The sequence below is a fragment of the Pseudooceanicola marinus genome (assembly GCF_002786295.1).
Lineage (GTDB): Bacteria > Pseudomonadota > Alphaproteobacteria > Rhodobacterales > Rhodobacteraceae > Pseudooceanicola > Pseudooceanicola marinus.
This window is the reverse complement of record NZ_PGTC01000017.1, coordinates 130,035-147,393: the sequence shown is the minus strand read 5'-3', so window position 1 is coordinate 147,393 and position 17,359 is coordinate 130,035. Positions and strand designations below refer to the sequence as shown.

The following is a 17,359-nucleotide window of genomic DNA, read 5'->3' as shown; positions in this document are numbered from 1 at the left end:
CTGCTCAGGCCAGCGCCCCGGGATCGACCAGGACCTTGCACTGCGTGGTCCGACTGCGCAGCGCCTCGAAGGCCCCGGGCATGTCTTGCAGGGACACCTGCGAGGAGATGAGGTGCTGCGGCGCATAGGTCCCGCCGTCCAGCGCCCGGATGGCGGTTTCAAACTCCGGCATGGTGAAGAAGACGGACATAACGATGTCCACCTCCTTCGAGATGGCGCGGAAGCTGTCGAGGTGATCGGGCGCGGTGCACAGGCCCAGCACCACGACCTTGCCGCGCGGAGCGACGAGGTCGATGCAGTGGTCGATCAGCCCCGGCTTGCCGACGCATTCGAAGACGATCTCGGGCGGCGCACCGCCGCAGGCGTCGGCCACGCGGGCGCCCATGTCCTCGCCCGACAGGACAAAGCCGGTGGCGCCGAGGTCCATGGCGCGGTCGCGCTGGTGGTCGTGCAGGTCCGCGACCTCCACATGGGCCGCGCCCATGCGCCGGGCCCAGAAGGCGACGGCCAGCCCGATGGCGCCGGCGCCCACGATCAGCACCCGGGCGCCGGGGCGCAGCCCCGCCCGCAGGATGCCATGCAACGCCACCGCCAGCGGCTCGGCCAGGGCGCCGTCGGTGGCGGTGATCCCCCAGGGCAGTTTGCGGCACTGGATTTCGTCCAGCGCGGCGTATTCGGCGTAGCCGCCGCCGATCAGCTCGAACCGGCTGCACCAGGCGGGCTCGCCCCGCAGGCAGGCCGGGCAGCTGCCGCAGCCGCGCAGGGGCGCCGCTGAGACGTGATCGCCGGGTTTGAGGTGCTGCACGCCGCGGCCCACGTCGATCACCTCGCCCGAGAACTCATGCCCGATGACCTCTCCGCCCTGCAGGCCGAAGGTGGCATCCTCGGTCATGTGCAGGTCGGATCCGCAGATACCGCAGCGGCAGACCTTCAGCAGAACCTGGCCCGGGCCGGCCTCGGGCGTGTCCACATCGGCCACGCGCAGGGGCTGGCCCAGGCGGTCGAAAACGGCGGCTTTCATGCTCTCTCCTCCACGATCAGCTTGCGGCGCACGGGGAACCAGGGATGGTCACCCAGTTTCTGCATCAGGCCCCAGACCCCGCCGCGGGCGTAAAGGGCGATGACGAGCGTCAAGAGGCCCAGGACGATCAGGTAAGCGGAGCCGAACTCGCCGAAGAGCCGGTCGGCGAAAAAGTAGATCAGCGCGCCCAGGATCGCCCCTTCGATGGAGCCGATGCCGCCCACCATGACGATGAAGATCGCCATCGAGGCCCAGAAGGGGTCAAAGCCCGCGCCGGGGGTGATCCGCAGCTGCGCCATGTAGTAGATCGCCCCTGCCAGACCGGTCCCCACGGCCGCCGCCACGAAGATGCAGAACCGCAGCCGGCCCACGTTGACCCCCTGGCTGGCCGCCGCGACCGGGTTGTCGCGCATCGCGGTCAGCGCCAGCCCGTGGCGCGAGCGCAGGAGCCAGTAGCTGCCGCCGATGGTGGCCAGCAGCAGCACCGCGCAGAGAATGACGAAGGCCACCTCGCGTTCATGCTGGCTGTACTGGGTCATCACCCGCAGGGTCATCCCGGCGCCCGCGTTCACGTAGTCGATGTTCGAGGTCGCTAGGCGCACCGCCTCGGCCACGACCCAGGTGCCGATGGCGAAATAGGGCCCGTCGAGGCGGCGCAGCAGCAGGTAGGTCGGCACCGCCAGCACGGCAGGCGCGATCAGCGACAAGAAGACGGCGACGAAGGGGTTCACGCCGAAGTTCTGCGCCAGCACGAAGAGCATGTAGCCCGCCACCCCGATGAAGGCCTGTTGCCCGACCGAGACCAGCCCGGCATAGCCCGCCAGCAGGTTCCACATCTGGGCGATGGCGATGTAGCAGCACAGCTCGATCGCCCAGCGGATATTGCCGGAGGTGGCCCACCAGGGCATGGCGACAAGGGCGACGAGCACCACGATCCCCAAGGTCATCGCGATCCGGCTGGAGGTCGTGGCGCGGGCCACGCGCATGTGTTTGATCGTTTCCATGTCCAGCCTCTATTTCTTGCGTGCCATGATGCCTTCGGGTCGCGTCGCCAGGACCAGAAGGAAGACGAGGTGGCCGAAGAGGATCCCCAGCCCGGGATCGACCCGCAGCCCGATGGCCTGGGCCACGCCCAGCACCATGGAGCCGAGGAAGGCACCCCAGATGGATCCCATGCCGCCGATGATTACCGCCTCGAAGGCGTAGATCAGCTGGGCTGACCCGTCGGAAGGCGACACGGTCGCCCGCAGGGCGGCGAAGACGGCGGCGAGCCCGAGGATGCCAACCGCGATGGCGGTGGCCGTGGCATAGATGCGTTTCGGATCGACGCCGGTCATCGCCGCGGCCTCGGTATCGGCGGCGGCGGCGCGCAGGCCCCGCCCGAAGCGGGTGTAGCGCATCACCGCGTCCAGCCCGCCGGTCAGCACGAAGGCGCAGATCAGCACGATCACCGGCAGCAGCCCGACGTAGATCGGCCCGATCTGGAAGGACTCGCTGGCGATGCCGGAGTTCGGCAGGCTGCGCGTGTCGGCCGACCAGACCTCCAGCATCAGGTTCTGCAGGGCGATGGACAGCCCGAAGGTGGCGATCAGCGAGGGCAGGGGGTCGGCGCCCACCACGCGGTTCAGGATGAAGGTCTGAAGGGCCCAGCCGATGGCGACGGCGATCGGCACGATCACAACGATCAGTCCGATATTGCCCACGGGCAGCACGCCGGCCAGCGACACGGCGATCAGCGACAGCAGGATCATCACGTCGCCATGGGCGATGTTCACGATCCGCATCACGCCGAACATCAGCGCCATGCCAAGCGCGTATTGCGCGTACATGCCGCCCAGCAGGACGCCCTGTATAATTGCATCAAGCCACTGCATCTGACGCTCCGAAATAGGCCGCGGCGATATCGTCGCGGGAAATGTCATTTGAGGCGCCGGTCAGGGTGATCCGCCCTTCGAGCATGCAATAGAGCCGGTTCGACGCCTCGCGGGCTAGGCTCACGTCCTGCTCCACCAGCACGATGGAGGTGCCGGCGGCGGTGATCTCGGGCAGGATCGCGTAGATCTCGCGGATGACTTTCGGCGCCAGGCCGAGGCTGATCTCATCACAGAGCAGAACGCGGGGCTGGCACAGCAGCGCGCGGGAGATCGCGACCATCTGCTGTTGCCCGCCCGACAGGTCCTCGATGGGCTGTCGGCGTTTCTCGCGCAGGATCGGGAACAGCTCGAACAGCCGCTCGCGGGTCCATTGCCCCTCGTCCTCGGGAAGGCGGGCGTTGTCGATGGCCACGCGCATGTTTTCCTCGACGGTCATGCCGACGAACAGGCGCCGCCCCTCGGGCACCATGGCGATGCCGCGCCGCACCATCCGGTGCGCCGGGGTGCCGCCGACGGCCTCACCGTCATAGCGCACCATTTCGGGCGCCACGGGCAGCAGGCCGAAGACGGATTTCAGGAAGGTCGACTTGCCCGCGCCATTGGCACCGATCAGGGAGATGACTTCTCCCTCGTGAAGCTCCATGTCGATCCCGAAGAGAGCCTGGAAATCGCCATAGCCCCCGTTCAGGGCGTGGGTCGACAGAATGGGTGTTCCGGTCATGCCTCTATCCCCATGTAGACGCGCTGCACTTCGGGGTCCTGCATGACGGTGTCTGGGCTGCCCTCGGCGATTTTCACACCGAAGTTCAGCACCAGAACGCGGTCGGCCACCGCCATGAGGGCGTGCAGAACGTGTTCAATCCAGATGATGGTCACACCGCGGTCGCGGACCCGGCGGATCAGCGCAACCAGCTCGGCGCCCTCGGCGTCGGTCAGCCCGCCGGCGATCTCGTCCAGCAACAGCAGCTTGGGCCGCCCGGCTAGCGCCCGGGCCAGTTCCAGACGCTTGCGGTCCAGCAGGGTCAGCCCGCCCGCCAGGGTGTTCGCCCGCGGCAGCAGACCGCAGTCAGCCAGGATCTCGGCGCAGTAGTCAGAGGCCTCGGCCTCCTTCATCTTCGCGCTGAGCATCGCCGGGACCATCAGGTTTTCAAAGGCCGTCATCTCGCCGAAGGGCTGAGGCACCTGGTAGGTGCGCCCGATGCCCCGTTGGCACCGCCTGAACGGCGGTTCGGCCTGAAGGTGGGAGCCGTCAAGCGACAACTCCCCACCGTTGGCAGCATGATCGCCGCTGATCAGGTTGAACAGCGTGGTCTTGCCGGCACCGTTCGGCCCCAGGATCCCCAGGACCTCTCCGCGCGCCACATCGAAGGTCACGTCGTCCACCACGGTGACGGCGCCGAAACGCTTGGTCAGGCCGCGGGCCGACAGAAGCACCTGATCGGTCATGCTGTCCCTCATGACCAATCGAGCGGTTTCATCTGCGCATCCGGCTCAAGCACGTCCGGATAGAGCGAGTTGTCGACGATCTTCAGATCGAAGGGCCACTTTTCGCCCTCGACCCACTGGCCGCCGAAGATCGGCGTCTTGCAGACGTTGGGATGCGGCCCGTCGCCAAAGCTGATCGGCCCGACCAGCGTGTCCAGGTTGGTGGCCGCCAGCGCGTCGCGGTTTGCCTCGCGGTCCAGCGGATCGGAGGAGCGTTTCAGCGTATCCAGGATCACTTCCCAAAGGGCATGGGCATAGCCCAGCGGTTGGGTCCACTGCTTGCCGGTGTCCTCTTCCCAGGCATCCGCGATCTCCTGGCTGGTCTGGCCGGTCAGGGACGAGGCGTAGGGGAAGGCGGGAGTCCACCAGACTTCCGACGACATGCGCTCGCCCAGATCGCCCATGGCTTCGATCCCCGAGGGGAACAGCAGCGCCGCGGCGACGGTCACCACCTTGGGGGTGTAGTTCTGCTGCTTGCACTGGGTGATGAAGGTCTTCAGGTCGGCCACGTAGGTGATGCCGCCGACGATCTCGCAGTCGTTCTGCTTGAAGGTGGAGATCTGTGCGGAGAAATCGTTGGTGCGGGGCTCGAACATCGAGGGCGCGAAGGCCTCGAACCCGGCCTCGCGCACCGCCGGGGGCAGGCCGTACTCTTCGTTGCCCCAGGTCTCGCCATCGGCGTTGCGCGGAAACAGCATGCCGACCTTGCCGTTGGTCTCGATCGACTTCCACATGCCGGTGAAGGTGCCCAGCACGTCCTCCAGCCCCCAGAAGAAATGGTAGGTCCAGTTGAAGGGGGTCTCGGCGCCGCCGCGCGGCATGACAAAGGCCTGCCAGGGAGAGTTCGACGAGATGCAGGGCACGCCGTAAAGCTCGCACTGGTCGGCGGTCGGGTTGTTGATGTCGGTGGCCGAGGCGGGCAGCATCAGCGCCACTTCGTCGTTCAGGATCAGGTCGCCCGCCAGTTCGGCCGCCCGGTTCGGGTTCGACTGGGCGTCGCGCAGCAGGATCTCGATATTGTAGGTCTCGCCATTCACCTCGATGCCGTCGGCGACCAACTCCATGATCTTCGAGGTGGTGTATTCGTCGGTTTCCCCGAACAGCGACAGCGGGCCGGTCATCGGGCTGATGACGCCGATCTTGATGGTCTTGGCCCCCTGGGCCCGGGCCGCATGGGGCAGGGCGATGGTGGCCGCGGTGACCGCGCCCAGCCCCTTCAGCAGGCTCCGGCGGTCGAGATGGTCCTTTGGATTGATGGTCAGTGTCATGGTCTTCTCCTCCCTGATGACGTCACGGCGGGCCTCCTCCTGCCCGGGGCGTGACGGGTCGCGACTGGCGGCGGCGTGCCGCCAGGGCGGTTGTCAGTCGATTTCCTGGGCGGGGCGCAGGATCAGGCCGCCGTCGATCACCATCTGCGATCCGGTGACATAGCCCGAGGCCTGCGAGGCCAGGTAAAGCGCCAGCGGCTTGATCTCGTCGGTCTCGGCCACGCGGCCCAGGCAGGACCAGCGGATGAAGGCCTGTCGGTCCTCGACATTGGCCATGCGGCCGCCGGCGATATTGGTGATGAAGGGGCCGGGGCAGATCGCGTTGACCCGGATCTGGTAGCGGCCCAGCTCCATCGCCAGCTGCTTGACCAGGTGGCTGACCCCGGCCTTGGCGGGCATGTAGGGGGTGCCGACGATGCCATCGACGTAGAAGGCCGCGATGGACGAGGTGGCGATGATCGACCCGCCGCGCCCCTGCGCCTTCATGTGACGCGCTGCCAGCTTCATGGTGTTGTAAATCGAGGTGAGGTTCACCCCGATCACCTTGTCCCAATGCGCGTCATCCAGCGCGTCGATCTGCCCATCCGGATTCCTCCGCCCCTCGGGGGTCAGGAAGCCGGGGCCCGCATCGACGCCGGCGTTGGCAAAGACCACGTCGATGCCGCCCTGGCGCGCCGCCACCGCGTCGAAGGCCTCGGCCAGCGCGGTGCGGTCGGTCACATCGACGGCGGCGCCCGCAACCTGGCCCGCGATGCCACTATCGCGGATCTCGTCGACAGTGCGGTCCAGCTGATCGCCGTTGATGTCCAGCAGGGTGACATCGGCCCCCCGGCTGGCCATGATCTCCGCATAGGCGCGGCCCAGGCCATAGGCAGCGCCGGTGACGATGACGGATTTGCCCGTCACGTCGAACATCCTGTCTAGCGACATGCTCTCCTCCCTCATGTGCCCCGGTCCGGCTCACATGAACATGTCGTTGTTGATCGGGATGTTGTTGGCTTCGCAGTAGCTGACGTAGTGGTCGATGAACCAGAACACGTCAGCGGTGAAGTCGTAGTTGGCGTCGTCGTCGAAGAACTCGATCGCCCCGTTGATCCAGAACAGCGCCTTCATGCCGTTCGGGTCGTCGGAATACAGCGTGTGGGCCGTGCCCGGCAGCTCGTAGACAAAATCGCCGGGGCGCGCGACCCAGTCGTATTCGTAGTAGCCCCAGGACCCTTCCAGCGTCACGGCGGAGACGACGCCCCGGTGCTTATGCGTGCCGATGCGCCCGCCGCCCTTCACCCAAAGGATGTTCGCGACTGAGTTCTGGCGGATGTCGAAGGCCAGATGCTTGATCGCCGCCGCCTCGCCGAAGGGCACCCAGGGGTTGTTCTTGTCATCGCCGGGGATGAAGGCACCCTCCTTGCCGAAGCGGTTGATCATCGCTTCGTGGGGCTCATCGGGCAGCTTGGTAATCAGGTCTTGCTTGGTCATGTGATCCTCCCTTTGCCCCCGGTTTCAGGGGCGACACCAAGGAGGCCGCCAATAGCTGTATCCCGTCAAAATCTTTTTTTCATGCTGCGTGGCAGCGTGCCCGGTCGGGGCCTTCTTTTCCGCTACGTAACGGGGAAATTCTCCTTGAGAAGTCCTGTGTCTGTGCGGTCAGGGCGTCACTTTCTCTGCATCGCGGCTCAATCAATTGCTGAAATGGCTGCATCATATGATTAACTACGGCCATGAGAATCTCACGCGATGAACTCAGCCTTCTGGACCGGGGCGGACGGCCGACCCTGGCGGACATGCTGGACAGGATGACCTTCAGCCCGACGCGCGGCAGCATCGAGCTGAACGGCGCGCGGATGGTGCTGTCGCGGGCGACCTTCGGGGCGGATCTTCAGGACGAGCTGATCCGTCGCTTCGGCGAGCGGGAGGCGATGGTGCTGCTGCTGCGCCTGGGCTACCGCAGCGGGCGGGAGGATGCGGAGTTCGTCCGCCGGGCCTGGCCGAACCTGGACATCGGTGATGCCTTCACTGCCGGGACGCGACTGCACATGGTCACCGGCACCGTGCGGGTGGAGACGATGCACAACGACTTCGACTTTCGCAACGACCGGTTTTCCGGGGATTTCCTGTGGCATGACTCGGTGGAGGCGAGCGAATATTCGCGTCGCCACGGGCGGGCGACGAAGCCCGTGTGCTGGGCCCAGACGGGCTATGCAGCTGGCTATGCCAGTGTCTTCTTCCGCAAGCTGATCCTCTACAAGGAGGTCAGCTGTGCGGCCATGGGCGACAAGTCCTGCCGGGTGGTGGGCAAGACGGTCGACGACTGGGGGCGCGACGATCCCTTCGTGCGGATGTTCCTTGAGGAGGTTCTTGTCACCCGTGCCGAAAGCCAGCCGCGGATTGAGGCCGACGATGCCCCCGGGCCCGCCGCGCGCGCCGAGGACCTGATCGTCGCCCCGCTGCGCCCGACGTTGGAGCGGATTGCGGAACAAGGCCTGAATGCACTGATCACCGGGCCGGACGGGTCGGGCCGGTTCGCGGTGGCCAACTGGCTGACGGCAAAGCGGTTTCGCACGGCGGAGGTGCACCGGGTCCATGGTGCGTCGTCAACGCTGCCCCGGGTGCTGGAGGCGATCGCCCAGGCGCTGACCAAGGGCACGGCGGGGGGGCAGGTCCTGGTCATCGACGCGCTGGAGGCGCTGCCGGAGGCGGTTCAGGTCGATCTTCTGGCCCTGCTGAAATCGGCCCGGGCGCGCCCGGAGAAGGTCCTTCTGGTCGGCCTGTCCACCCTACCGCTGTCACGTTTGCAGGGGCAGGGGGCGCTGCGGGCGGAGTTGCTGTTTGCCCTGTCGGTCGCCCATGTGGCCATGCGTTCGCTGGCCGACCGGCCCGAGGATGTCGTGCCCCTTGCCGAAGCCTTCCTGGCGCGGCGGGCGCAGCGCCGGTCGGCTGCCGCCCCGGTCATCGAGGAGGAGGCCCGCGCGGCCCTGAAGGCGCGGCAATGGCCCGGCAACCTGCCGCAGCTGGAGAGCACGGTCTTGCGCGCCGCCTTGCTGGCGCAGACGCAGGGCCGGATCACGGCGGCGAACCTGCGCGCGGCCACGGATGACGTGGCGCCGAGCGGCGCGGGACAGGCGGCGACGGCAGGTGACCAGAACGCCGCCCGGGTCGCGCCGCTCTGGGATGTGCTGCGCCCGCTCTTGCAGGACGGTCTGACGCTGGATCAGGTTGTCTCGGCCTTGGAGCGGCACGCGCTGGAGGAGGCCGGAGGCAATACCTCCTCCGCCGCCCGGCTGCTTGGCCTCACGCGGGCCAAGCTGGACTATCGTCTGAACCGGAAGGGGACCGTGGACTGAGGCGCGCGGTCGCGGACCGACCGGGGTCAGGTCGACAGCCGCGTGCCCTGTGTGCCGCGTTCGCGGTAAGGGGTCGTCTGGTACTGCGTCCGGTAGCATTTCGAGAAATGCGACGGCGAGGCGAAGCCGCAGGACAGCGCCACGTTGATCACCGACATATCCGTCTGCATCAACAGGTTGCGCGCCTTGGACAGGCGCAGTTCCATGTAATAGCGCTTGGGCGAGCGGTTCAGGTAGCGCCGGAACAGGCGTTCCAGCTGGCGGGTCGACATGCCCACCTCCTTGGCCAGGATCGCGGGGCTGATCGGCTCCTCGATATTGGCCTCCATCATCTGGATCACCTGGCTAAGCTTCGGATGGCGCACACCGATCCGCGTGGGCACAGAGAGCCGCTGCGTGTCCTGGTCTGTGCGGATCGAGGAATAGATCAGCTGGTCGGCCACGGCATTGGCCAGATCCTCGCCCTGCTGGTCCGCGATCAGTTTCAGCATCAGGTCAATCGACGAGGTGCCGCCGGCGGTCGTCATCCGATTGCCGTCGATGACGAAGACCGACTTGGTCAGCGTCACCTCGTGGAACTCCTCGGCGAAGCCGTCGTGGTTTTCCCAGTGCGTCGTGGCGCGCTTGCCGTCCAGCAGCCCGGCCTTGGCCAGCACATGCGCCGCGGTGCAGAGCCCGCCAATGGCCGCGCCCTTGCGGGATTCGCGGCGCAGCCAGTTCATCAGCTTCTTGGTGGTCTTCTCCTTCACCCCGATGCCGCCACAGATCATCACGAAATCCTCGCGGCCAACCTCGCCCAGGGGGCCGTCGACGTTGAAGGAGACGCCGCCCGAACAGGTCACGGGCTCGCCTTCCTCGCTTTGCAGGGTCCAGGCATAAAGAGGCTGGCCCGACATGCGGTTGGCGATCCGCAGGCATTCCAGGGCCGAAGAGAAGGACAACAGGGTGAACTGGTCCAGCAGGACGAAGATGAAGCGACGTTGGCGCGGGGCGGCTGTGGGGGCCGAAGAGAGCGGGGGGCGGGGCTCCGGCATGGGCGAACCTGACTTGGCTGACGTGGTCTTTGGCGATCCGGGCGGTGAGGGGCCGCACGGAAGTGGGGATAATGAAGCGCAGAGCCGGGGCGCGACGTCAAGCGTCGCAAAAGAATTGTGGCTCTTTGAGGTCCAAGCCGCTATAGGCTTGACCCCTCAAGAAGCTGTAAACCCGGAGGATAAGATGGGGACCTGGCAGAAGTCCGATTGGCGCAACAAGCCGCGGGTGCAGATGCCTGACTATCAGGATCAGGAAGCGCTGCATGCCGTCGAAGGCCAGCTTTCGAAGTATCCGCCCCTCGTCTTTGCGGGCGAGGCGCGTCGCCTGCGCGAAGAGCTGGGCGCCGCCGGACGCGGCGAGGCCTTCCTGTTGCAGGGCGGCGACTGCGCCGAGAGCTTCGACCAGTTCAGCGCCGACAGCATTCGCGACACCTTCAAGGTGATGCTGCAGATGGCCATGGTGCTGACCTACGGCGCCAAGGTGCCGGTGGTGAAGGTTGGCCGGATGGCCGGTCAGTTCGCCAAGCCCCGCTCGGCCGCGACCGAGACGATCGACGGCGTCGAACTGCCCAGCTACCGCGGTGACATCATCAACGATCTGCCCTTCACGGCCGAGGCCCGCGTGCCGAACCCGCAGAAGATGCTGCAGGCCTACACCCAGGCCGCCGCGACGTTGAACCTGCTGCGCGCCTTCTCCACCGGGGGCTATGCCGACGTGAACTCGGTCCACCAGTGGACCCTGGGCTTCACCGCCTCCGACAAGGCGGAGAAATTCCGCGACATGGCGAACCGGATCGGCGACACGCTCGACTTCATCAAGGCGGCCGGGGTTACCCCCGAAAGTGCGCACACCCTGCGGCAGGTGGAATTCTACACCAGCCACGAGGCGCTGCTGCTGGAATATGAAGAGGCGCTGTGCCGGATGGACTCGACGTCCGGCAAATGGCTGGCAGGCTCCGGTCACATGATCTGGATCGGCGACCGCACCCGCCAGGTGGATGGCGCCCACGTGGAATTCTGCCGCGGCGTGCTGAACCCGATCGGCCTGAAGTGCGGCCCCTCGACCACCTCCGAGGACCTGAAGGAGCTGATGCGCAAGCTGAACCCGAACAACGAGATGGGACGCCTGACCCTGATCGCGCGCTTCGGGGCCGGCAAGGTGGCGGAACATCTGCCGCGCCTGATCGAAACGGTGAAGGCCGAAGGCGCCAACGTGGTCTGGGTCTGCGACCCGATGCACGGCAACACGATCAAGTCGAACACCGGCTACAAGACCCGCCAGGTGCACACCGTTCTGGCCGAGGTGCAGGAGTTCTTCGCGGTCCATCGCGATCACGGCACCATCCCTGCCGGCGTGCATTTCGAGATGACGGGCAACGACGTGACCGAATGCACCGGTGGCGTCTACGCCGTGTCGGAAGAGAACCTGAGCGACCGCTACCACACCGCCTGCGATCCGCGCCTGAACGCGACCCAAGCGCTGGAACTGGCCTTCATGGTGGCCGAAGAGCTGGTCAGCCTGCGCGAAACCCGCATGGCGGCCAACGGCTGAGGCGATTCTGCCGCGCTGTTGCGCAACCGAAAACACGAAAGCCGCCGGGGGATCCCTCGGCGGCTTTTCTCATGGGGCGCCGCGTTCACCGGAAGCTGGCGCAGGATCCGTCGCCTAAGGCGCGGTCAGTCGTTCTGGACGACACGCAGGTAGGGGCGTGGACCGGGTTTCATCTTCGGCGCCTGTGGCGGCCGGTCGCCCTGTCCCGACGTGCTGGCCGGGGCCGGGATGTAGCGCGCGGAAGGCTCCTGCAGGCCGGGGTACTTCGCCATGGGTTCGGATCGCGTCCCGGTCGTCTCGGGCGTCCGCTCTTTGCGCGGGTCGCCCTCGGGCGAGCGCATGAAGTCGCCCAGAAGGGGCGTCACCTGGCTGGCGGTGATGTCGAAGCGGCGCGGGGCGCGCCCGATCTCGCCGTTGGTGGCCAGGCAGCCCAGCACGCGGGAAATGTCCCCGAGGTCGCTTTTCATCGGCAACAGAACCAGCCGTGCGGCGATCTCGGGCTTGCCGATGCCGCGTTCCGCGTGCAGGTCGACCACCGCCCTCGCCGGGCTGTCGAAGACCTCTTCCAGGATCTCGCCCAGCTCGTTGCGCCCCTGGGGCGTCATGAAGGCGGAAAGCGGCATCCCGCGCACCTCCATGCCCATCAGATCGGACAGGTGCGACCCGGCGATGCGCATCCGCGCAATACCCGGCGCCACCCGTTCCAGGATAAAGGCGTATTCCAGGGCCCGTTCGATGCCGCGCGGGTCAATGTCGGACCGGCGCGGCACTAGGCGGCCGGCGCGAATAGCCTCCCAGTAGGCCTCGACCTCCTGCACGGCGTTGAAGCGGGCCGCATCTACGTAGCCCGCCATGGTGATGACGGTGCTGCCGTCCCCATCCTGTGGCATTTCAAAACTCCAGCTTGTGTCATCGCAGCCTCCGCCTTCAGAGTTGGAGCGCGAAAGCCGGTGCACCGCGCGGCGCAGGAAGCCCCGAAGGCCCCCTGCGCGGGGCGATGGTCCCGGGCGGACCCGGGGCTGAACTGGCTTCGTTAAAGCAATCTTCACAGAGGTTACGTATCCATTAATATGCCACAGTTGATTGCAATTTTCCCTTTTTTCTGAGGCAATGGTTAACCGCTGCCGAGCGCAGCGTGCGCCCAGGGTCGGTTGGCCGGGGCACGGCAGGGACAGACGACACCGAAGGGGCGGGGCGATGATATATTCGATGACAGGATTTGCGGCCCGGCGGGGCCAGAGACTTGGCCATGGCTGGAGCTGGGAGTTGCGCTCGGTCAATGCCAAGGGGCTGGACTTGCGGTTGCGCCTGCCGGACTGGGTCCCGGGGCTGGAGGCGGCGCTGCGGGCGCGCCTCGGCGCCGCGCTGGCGCGCGGATCGGTGACGCTGAACCTGCGGCTGACGCGCGAAGAGGCGGGCGGCGCCATGCAGGTGAACCCTGGCCAGCTCGACGCGATGCTGGTGGCGCTGGCCGAGGTCGAGACGGCGGCGGAGGCACGCGGGATCACCCTCGCCGTGCCGAGCGCGGCCGATGTGCTGGCGATGCGCGGTGTCCTGGAGGCGGCGCAGCCCGAGGAGGCTGGCGACGTGCTGCGCGAGGCCCTGCTGGTGGATTTCGAGCCGCTGTTGGCGGACTTCCTGGCGATGCGCGGCAGCGAAGGCGCCGCGGTATCCGAGGTCCTGAACGGGCAGTTGGACGCGATCGCGGGGCTGGTCAGCCGCGCCGAAGCCGCAGCCGCAGCGCGCAGCCCACGTCAGGCCGAGGCGCTGCGGAGCGCGATGGCCCGGGTGCTGGAGGGCGCGCCGGGGCAGGATGCGGACCGGATCGCGCAGGAACTGGCGCTGATTGCCATAAAATCCGACGTCACCGAGGAGTTGGACCGTCTGCGCGCCCATGTCGACGCGGCCCGCGCCCTGCTGGATGAGCCCGGTGCGGTCGGCCGCAAGCTGGATTTCCTGGCCCAGGAGTTCAACCGCGAGGCCAACACCCTGTGTTCCAAGGCGCAGGACAAGGATCTGACGGCCATTGGCCTGGAACTGAAGACGCTGATCGACCAGATGCGCGAGCAGGTACAGAACATCGAATAAAGGGCAGGGGGCTGGCCGCCCTTGACGGGGCCGCGCGGGTTGCCCGGCGCGGCGAAACCTGCTTAACGCTTGAACGACCCGACCTGCGACCTGGAAAGATCCCGACATGACACAGCGGCGTGGCCTTCTGATCATCATCTCCTCGCCCTCGGGGGCCGGCAAATCGACCCTGTCGCGGCGCCTGCTGGACTGGGACGGCAACATCCGCTTCTCCGTCTCCGCCACCACGCGCGCGCCGCGTCCCGGCGAGGAACACGGGCTGCATTACTTCTTCCACAGCCACGAGGATTTCCAGCGGCTGGTGGACGAGGGGCAGATGCTGGAACATGCCACTGTCTTCGGCAACAGCTACGGCAGCCCCCGCGGCCCGGTGGAAGAGGCGATCAATGCCGGGCGCGACCTGCTGTTCGACATCGACTGGCAGGGCGGCCAGCAGATCCGCGCCTCCGCCCTTGGCAAGCACGTGCTGTCGATCTTCATCCTGCCGCCCTCGATGAAGGAACTGGAACGGCGCCTGGTCAGCCGCGCCCAGGACGCCCCCGATGTGATCGCGAAGCGCATGGCGCAGAGCCGGGACGAGATCAGCCACTGGCCCGAATACGACTACGTCCTGGTCAACGACAACCTGGACGAGACCGAAGACCGGCTGCGCACGATCATCAGCGCCGAACGGCTGCGGCTGAGCCAGCAGCCCGGCGTCGTCGAGGTGGTGCGCCGGCTGAACGCGGAATACGAGGAGGAGGGCAAGACATGACGATTTATTCCCTGGATGGCGTTGCGCCGCTGATCGCCGAAAGCGCCTGGGTGGCGCCGGACGCCAATGTCATCGGAAAATGCGTGCTGGAGGTCGACAGCTCCGTCTGGTTCGGCGTCACCCTGCGCGGTGACAACGAGGAAATTCGCGTCTGCGAAGGGGCCAACGTGCAGGAAAACGTGGTCTGCCACACCGATATGGGGTTCCCGCTGGTGATCGGCGCCAATGTGACAGTGGGCCACAAGGCGATGCTGCACGGCTGCACCATTGGTGAGAACAGCCTGATCGGCATGGGCGCCACGGTGCTCAATGGCGCCAAGATCGGCAAGAACTGCCTTATCGGGGCAGGGGCCCTGGTGACCGAAGGCAAGGAGATCCCCGACAACTCCATGGTGCTGGGCGCGCCCGGCAAGGTGGTGAAGGAACTGGGCCCGGAGTGGGAACAGCGCCTTGCGGCCTCGGCCCTGCACTACCAGGAAAACGCGCGGCGCTACCGCGACGGGCTGCGCGCCCTGTAACCTGTCGGCCGCCTGCGGGGCGGCCCGGAGAACCGCGCGCCCGCGGACCGTCGCGGACGCGTTTCCTGTCCCAGCCAGAGACCGTGGGCCCGAACGGGACACGGACACCCCCATGACCGAACATTCGATCACCGCGCTGCTGAGCGCCATTCCCCTGCCGGCCCTTCTGGTGGGGCGGGGTGAGCGCATCATCGCTGCCAACCCGATGACCACCGCGCTGTTCGGGCCTGCGGTCACGGGGCGGCATTTCATCACCGTCATCCGCCAGCCCAACGTACTGGACGCGGTGGAACATTGCCTGGGCGACCGGCAGGTCCACAAGACGCAATACCTGTCGACCCGTCGTGGACAGGACAGCACCTTCGAGGTGACCTGTTCCTATGTCGACACCCCCCTTGGCCAGGGCGCGGTGGTGGTGTTCCAGGATGTCACCATGCTGACCCAGGCCGAACAGATGCGGCGCGATTTCGTCGCCAATGTCAGCCATGAATTGCGCACGCCGCTGACCGCGCTGATCGGCTTCATCGAGACGCTGCGCGGCCCGGCCAAGGACGACGCCAATGCCCGGGAACGGTTCCTGGAGATCATGGCGCGCGAGGCGGGCCGGATGGAACGGCTGGTGAAGGACCTGCTGTCGTTGAGCCAGGTCGAGGGCGAGGCCCGGATGCGGCCCACGGAACGGGTCGAACTGGCCGGGCTGATGCGGTCCGTCGCGGGCGCCCTGGCCCCACTGGCGCGGGATGCGGAGGTCGAGATAGAGATCGAGACCGCCGTGCCGGAGATCCATGTGCAGGGGGACCCGGACCAGCTGCGCCAAGTGTTGACCAACCTGGTCGAGAACGCCATCAAGTACGGCCGGTCCGGCAAACGGGTCAGCCTGGGGCTGAGCGCCCCGGAGGAGATGCCGGAACTGCAGGGGCAGGGCGTGGCGCTGGTCGTGCGCGACTACGGCCCCGGCATCGATGAGATCCACATCCCGCGACTCACCGAGCGATTCTACCGTGTGGACAGTCACCGATCGCGCGAAATGGGCGGCACCGGTCTGGGCCTGGCCATCGTGAAGCACATTGTGACACGGCACCGGGGCCGCATGCGGATTTCCTCGACCCTTGGCGAGGGGACCTCGATCCGCATCCTGCTGCCGGTCGACTGACCCTTGCTGTTACGTTTTCCTAACGATTTCCCAACAACCGCAGGGAGTTGTCTACTTTTCGTGGGTATCGCCGGGCGCCGTCGCGCTAAGGTCCCTGCGCACAAGGACAATGACTGTCATTAAACTGTTACGAGATTGTCGCAAAAGCATCGTGCCCGGTCTCTAGCAGGGGGGCCAAGGCCGCCGGGGGATGGCGGTCTCTCAGATAACAGGAGCATTCCATGTCCTTCATGAAACTGACCGCTTCGGCCCTGGCCGTCGCAGCCGTTTCCGCCACCGGCGCCGCCGCCCAGTCGCGTGACACCGTGCAGGTGGCCGGTTCCTCGACCGTCCTGCCCTACGCGTCGATCGTTGCCGAGCTGTTCGGCGAGAACACCGACTTCCCGACCCCCGTCGTCGAATCCGGCGGCTCCTCGACCGGCCTGGCCCGCTTCTGCGAAGGCGTCGGCGAAGGCACCATCGACGTCGCCAACGCCTCGCGCGCCATCCGCGACAGCGAGATCGAAACCTGCGCCGCCAACGGCGTGGACGAGATCATGCAGGTCCGCATCGGCTATGACGGTATCGTCTTCGCCAGCCAGATCGACGGCCCCGAGTTCACCGCCTTCGAGCCGGCCGACTGGTTCAAGGCCATTGCCGCCCAGGTCGTCGTCGACGGCGAAGTGGTCGACAACCCCTACACCACCTGGAACGAAGTGAACCCGGACCTGCCCGAAGCAGAGATCCTGACCTTCATCCCGGGCACCCGTCACGGCACCCGTGAAGTCTTCGAAGAGAACGTCCTGGCCGCCGGCTGCGAAGCCACCGGCGCGATGGAAGCCTTCGTCGAGCACGGCATGTCCGAAGATGACGCGGAAGACGCCTGCATGGCCGTCCGCACCGATGGCGTCTCCGTCGACATCGACGGCGACTACACCGAGACCCTGGCGCGCATCAGCTCCAACCCGAACGGTGTCGGCGTCTTCGGCCTGGCCTTCTACGAGAACAACACCGACACCCTGAAGGTCGCGACCATGGGCGGCGTTGCCCCCTCGACCGAGACCATCGCATCGGGCGAATACCCGGTGTCGCGTCCGCTGTACTTCTACGTCAAGAAGGCCCACATCGGCGTGATCCCCGGCGTCAAGGAATACGCCCAGTTCTTCATGGCTGACGAGATCGCCGGCCCCGGCGGCCCGCTGGCCAACTACGGCCTGGTGCCCGACCCCGAGCTGGCCGCCACCCAGTCGATGATCGAGAACGAAGAAACCATGTAAACCCCAGGGTTTCAT

The 17,359-nt window shown here is 66.6% G+C and carries 17 protein-coding genes; 7 read left to right on the top strand and 10 right to left on the bottom strand.

Features of this window, described 5'->3' with window-relative positions; all coding sequences use genetic code 11:
- Positions 1-4: 4 nt before the first annotated feature.
- The 8 genes from CVM50_RS12690 to CVM50_RS12655 form a co-directional block, all read right to left on the bottom strand.
- Positions 5-1,021 carry a zinc-dependent alcohol dehydrogenase gene (locus CVM50_RS12690; protein ID WP_085886789.1) on the bottom strand — a complete coding sequence of 339 codons (1,017 nt, stop codon included), beginning with the start codon at positions 1,019-1,021 and terminating at the stop codon, positions 5-7.
- Positions 1,018-2,025, bottom strand: a complete 1,008-nt coding sequence (locus CVM50_RS12685; RefSeq protein ID WP_085886788.1) for a branched-chain amino acid ABC transporter permease — start codon at positions 2,023-2,025, stop codon at positions 1,018-1,020. The genes CVM50_RS12690 and CVM50_RS12685 overlap by 4 nt, the downstream gene beginning before the upstream one ends.
- A gap of 9 nt (positions 2,026-2,034) precedes the next feature.
- Positions 2,035-2,895 (bottom strand): branched-chain amino acid ABC transporter permease, encoded by an 861-nt coding sequence (locus tag CVM50_RS12680; protein WP_085886787.1) that lies wholly within the window; start codon positions 2,893-2,895, stop codon positions 2,035-2,037.
- Positions 2,882-3,616: an ABC transporter ATP-binding protein gene (locus CVM50_RS12675; protein ID WP_085886786.1), complete on the bottom strand. Its 735-nt coding sequence runs from the start codon at positions 3,614-3,616 to the stop codon at positions 2,882-2,884. Before CVM50_RS12675 ends, CVM50_RS12680 begins: the two co-directional genes overlap by 14 nt.
- Positions 3,613-4,341, bottom strand: coding sequence for an ABC transporter ATP-binding protein (locus tag CVM50_RS12670; RefSeq protein ID WP_085886785.1), 729 nt, complete (start codon positions 4,339-4,341; stop codon positions 3,613-3,615). The genes CVM50_RS12675 and CVM50_RS12670 overlap by 4 nt, the downstream gene beginning before the upstream one ends.
- An 8-nt stretch (positions 4,342-4,349) precedes the next feature.
- Positions 4,350-5,648 carry an ABC transporter substrate-binding protein gene (locus CVM50_RS12665; protein WP_085886784.1) on the bottom strand — a complete coding sequence of 433 codons (1,299 nt, stop codon included), beginning with the start codon at positions 5,646-5,648 and terminating at the stop codon, positions 4,350-4,352.
- 93 nt (positions 5,649-5,741) lie between these two features.
- Positions 5,742-6,578, bottom strand: coding sequence for an SDR family NAD(P)-dependent oxidoreductase (locus CVM50_RS12660; protein ID WP_085886783.1), 837 nt, complete (start codon positions 6,576-6,578; stop codon positions 5,742-5,744).
- Between the two features lie 30 nt (positions 6,579-6,608).
- Entirely contained in the window at positions 6,609-7,124 is a 516-nt protein-coding gene (locus CVM50_RS12655; protein ID WP_085886782.1) for a 2,4'-dihydroxyacetophenone dioxygenase family protein, read from the bottom strand.
- A 242-nt stretch (positions 7,125-7,366) separates the two neighbouring features.
- Between CVM50_RS12655 and CVM50_RS12650 the strand changes: the two genes are divergently transcribed.
- Positions 7,367-8,989 carry a XylR N-terminal domain-containing protein gene (locus tag CVM50_RS12650; RefSeq protein WP_085886781.1) on the top strand — a complete coding sequence of 541 codons (1,623 nt, stop codon included), beginning with the start codon at positions 7,367-7,369 and terminating at the stop codon, positions 8,987-8,989.
- A gap of 26 nt (positions 8,990-9,015) precedes the next feature.
- On the opposite strand, the gene CVM50_RS12645 is transcribed toward CVM50_RS12650, so the two are convergent.
- Positions 9,016-10,023 (bottom strand): GlxA family transcriptional regulator, encoded by a 1,008-nt coding sequence (locus CVM50_RS12645; RefSeq protein ID WP_085886780.1) that lies wholly within the window; start codon positions 10,021-10,023, stop codon positions 9,016-9,018.
- 184 nt (positions 10,024-10,207) lie between these two features.
- On the opposite strand from CVM50_RS12645, the gene CVM50_RS12640 reads away from it, so the two are divergent.
- A complete protein-coding gene (locus CVM50_RS12640) occupies positions 10,208-11,575 on the top strand; it encodes a class II 3-deoxy-7-phosphoheptulonate synthase (RefSeq protein ID WP_085886779.1) in 1,368 nt (455 codons plus the stop codon).
- 125 nt (positions 11,576-11,700) lie between these two features.
- On the opposite strand, the gene CVM50_RS12635 is transcribed toward CVM50_RS12640, so the two are convergent.
- Positions 11,701-12,465: a PAS domain-containing protein gene (locus CVM50_RS12635; RefSeq protein ID WP_306372303.1), complete on the bottom strand. Its 765-nt coding sequence runs from the start codon at positions 12,463-12,465 to the stop codon at positions 11,701-11,703.
- Between the two features lie 307 nt (positions 12,466-12,772).
- Here CVM50_RS12635 and CVM50_RS12630 point away from each other — a divergent pair, with 307 nt between their 5' ends.
- The 5 genes from CVM50_RS12630 (at position 12,773) to CVM50_RS12610 (ending at position 17,344) form a co-directional block, all read left to right on the top strand.
- Positions 12,773-13,663 carry a YicC/YloC family endoribonuclease gene (locus CVM50_RS12630; RefSeq protein WP_085886778.1) on the top strand — a complete coding sequence of 297 codons (891 nt, stop codon included), beginning with the start codon at positions 12,773-12,775 and terminating at the stop codon, positions 13,661-13,663.
- A gap of 106 nt (positions 13,664-13,769) precedes the next feature.
- Positions 13,770-14,417 carry a guanylate kinase gene (gene gmk / locus CVM50_RS12625; RefSeq protein WP_085886777.1) on the top strand — a complete coding sequence of 216 codons (648 nt, stop codon included), beginning with the start codon at positions 13,770-13,772 and terminating at the stop codon, positions 14,415-14,417.
- Complete coding sequence (locus CVM50_RS12620) at positions 14,414-14,935, top strand: gamma carbonic anhydrase family protein (protein WP_085886776.1); 522 nt, start codon at positions 14,414-14,416, stop codon at positions 14,933-14,935. The genes gmk and CVM50_RS12620 overlap by 4 nt, the downstream gene beginning before the upstream one ends.
- A 112-nt stretch (positions 14,936-15,047) precedes the next feature.
- Positions 15,048-16,088: an ATP-binding protein gene (locus CVM50_RS12615; RefSeq protein ID WP_085886775.1), complete on the top strand. Its 1,041-nt coding sequence runs from the start codon at positions 15,048-15,050 to the stop codon at positions 16,086-16,088.
- A gap of 221 nt (positions 16,089-16,309) precedes the next feature.
- Positions 16,310-17,344 carry a substrate-binding domain-containing protein gene (locus CVM50_RS12610; RefSeq protein WP_085886774.1) on the top strand — a complete coding sequence of 345 codons (1,035 nt, stop codon included), beginning with the start codon at positions 16,310-16,312 and terminating at the stop codon, positions 17,342-17,344.
- Positions 17,345-17,359: the final 15 nt, after the last annotated feature.

Bases quoted from the DNA above. Each gene is read 5' to 3' on its own strand.
- CVM50_RS12690 (WP_085886789.1), bottom strand. From the start codon at position 1,021: ATGAAAGCCGCCGTTTTCGACCGCCTGGGCCAGCCCCTGCGCGTGGCC.
- CVM50_RS12685 (WP_085886788.1), bottom strand. From the start codon at position 2,025: ATGGAAACGATCAAACACATGCGCGTGGCCCGCGCCACGACCTCCAGC.
- CVM50_RS12680 (WP_085886787.1), bottom strand. From the start codon at position 2,895: ATGCAGTGGCTTGATGCAATTATACAGGGCGTCCTGCTGGGCGGCATG.
- CVM50_RS12675 (WP_085886786.1), bottom strand. From the start codon at position 3,616: ATGACCGGAACACCCATTCTGTCGACCCACGCCCTGAACGGGGGCTAT.
- CVM50_RS12670 (WP_085886785.1), bottom strand. From the start codon at position 4,341: ATGACCGATCAGGTGCTTCTGTCGGCCCGCGGCCTGACCAAGCGTTTC.
- CVM50_RS12665 (WP_085886784.1), bottom strand. From the start codon at position 5,648: ATGACACTGACCATCAATCCAAAGGACCATCTCGACCGCCGGAGCCTG.
- CVM50_RS12660 (WP_085886783.1), bottom strand. From the start codon at position 6,578: ATGTCGCTAGACAGGATGTTCGACGTGACGGGCAAATCCGTCATCGTC.
- CVM50_RS12655 (WP_085886782.1), bottom strand. From the start codon at position 7,124: ATGACCAAGCAAGACCTGATTACCAAGCTGCCCGATGAGCCCCACGAA.
- CVM50_RS12650 (WP_085886781.1), top strand. From the start codon at position 7,367: ATGAGAATCTCACGCGATGAACTCAGCCTTCTGGACCGGGGCGGACGG.
- CVM50_RS12645 (WP_085886780.1), bottom strand. From the start codon at position 10,023: ATGCCGGAGCCCCGCCCCCCGCTCTCTTCGGCCCCCACAGCCGCCCCG.
- CVM50_RS12640 (WP_085886779.1), top strand. From the start codon at position 10,208: ATGGGGACCTGGCAGAAGTCCGATTGGCGCAACAAGCCGCGGGTGCAG.
- CVM50_RS12635 (WP_306372303.1), bottom strand. From the start codon at position 12,465: ATGCCACAGGATGGGGACGGCAGCACCGTCATCACCATGGCGGGCTAC.
- CVM50_RS12630 (WP_085886778.1), top strand. From the start codon at position 12,773: ATGATATATTCGATGACAGGATTTGCGGCCCGGCGGGGCCAGAGACTT.
- gmk (WP_085886777.1), top strand. From the start codon at position 13,770: ATGACACAGCGGCGTGGCCTTCTGATCATCATCTCCTCGCCCTCGGGG.
- CVM50_RS12620 (WP_085886776.1), top strand. From the start codon at position 14,414: ATGACGATTTATTCCCTGGATGGCGTTGCGCCGCTGATCGCCGAAAGC.
- CVM50_RS12615 (WP_085886775.1), top strand. From the start codon at position 15,048: ATGACCGAACATTCGATCACCGCGCTGCTGAGCGCCATTCCCCTGCCG.
- CVM50_RS12610 (WP_085886774.1), top strand. From the start codon at position 16,310: ATGTCCTTCATGAAACTGACCGCTTCGGCCCTGGCCGTCGCAGCCGTT.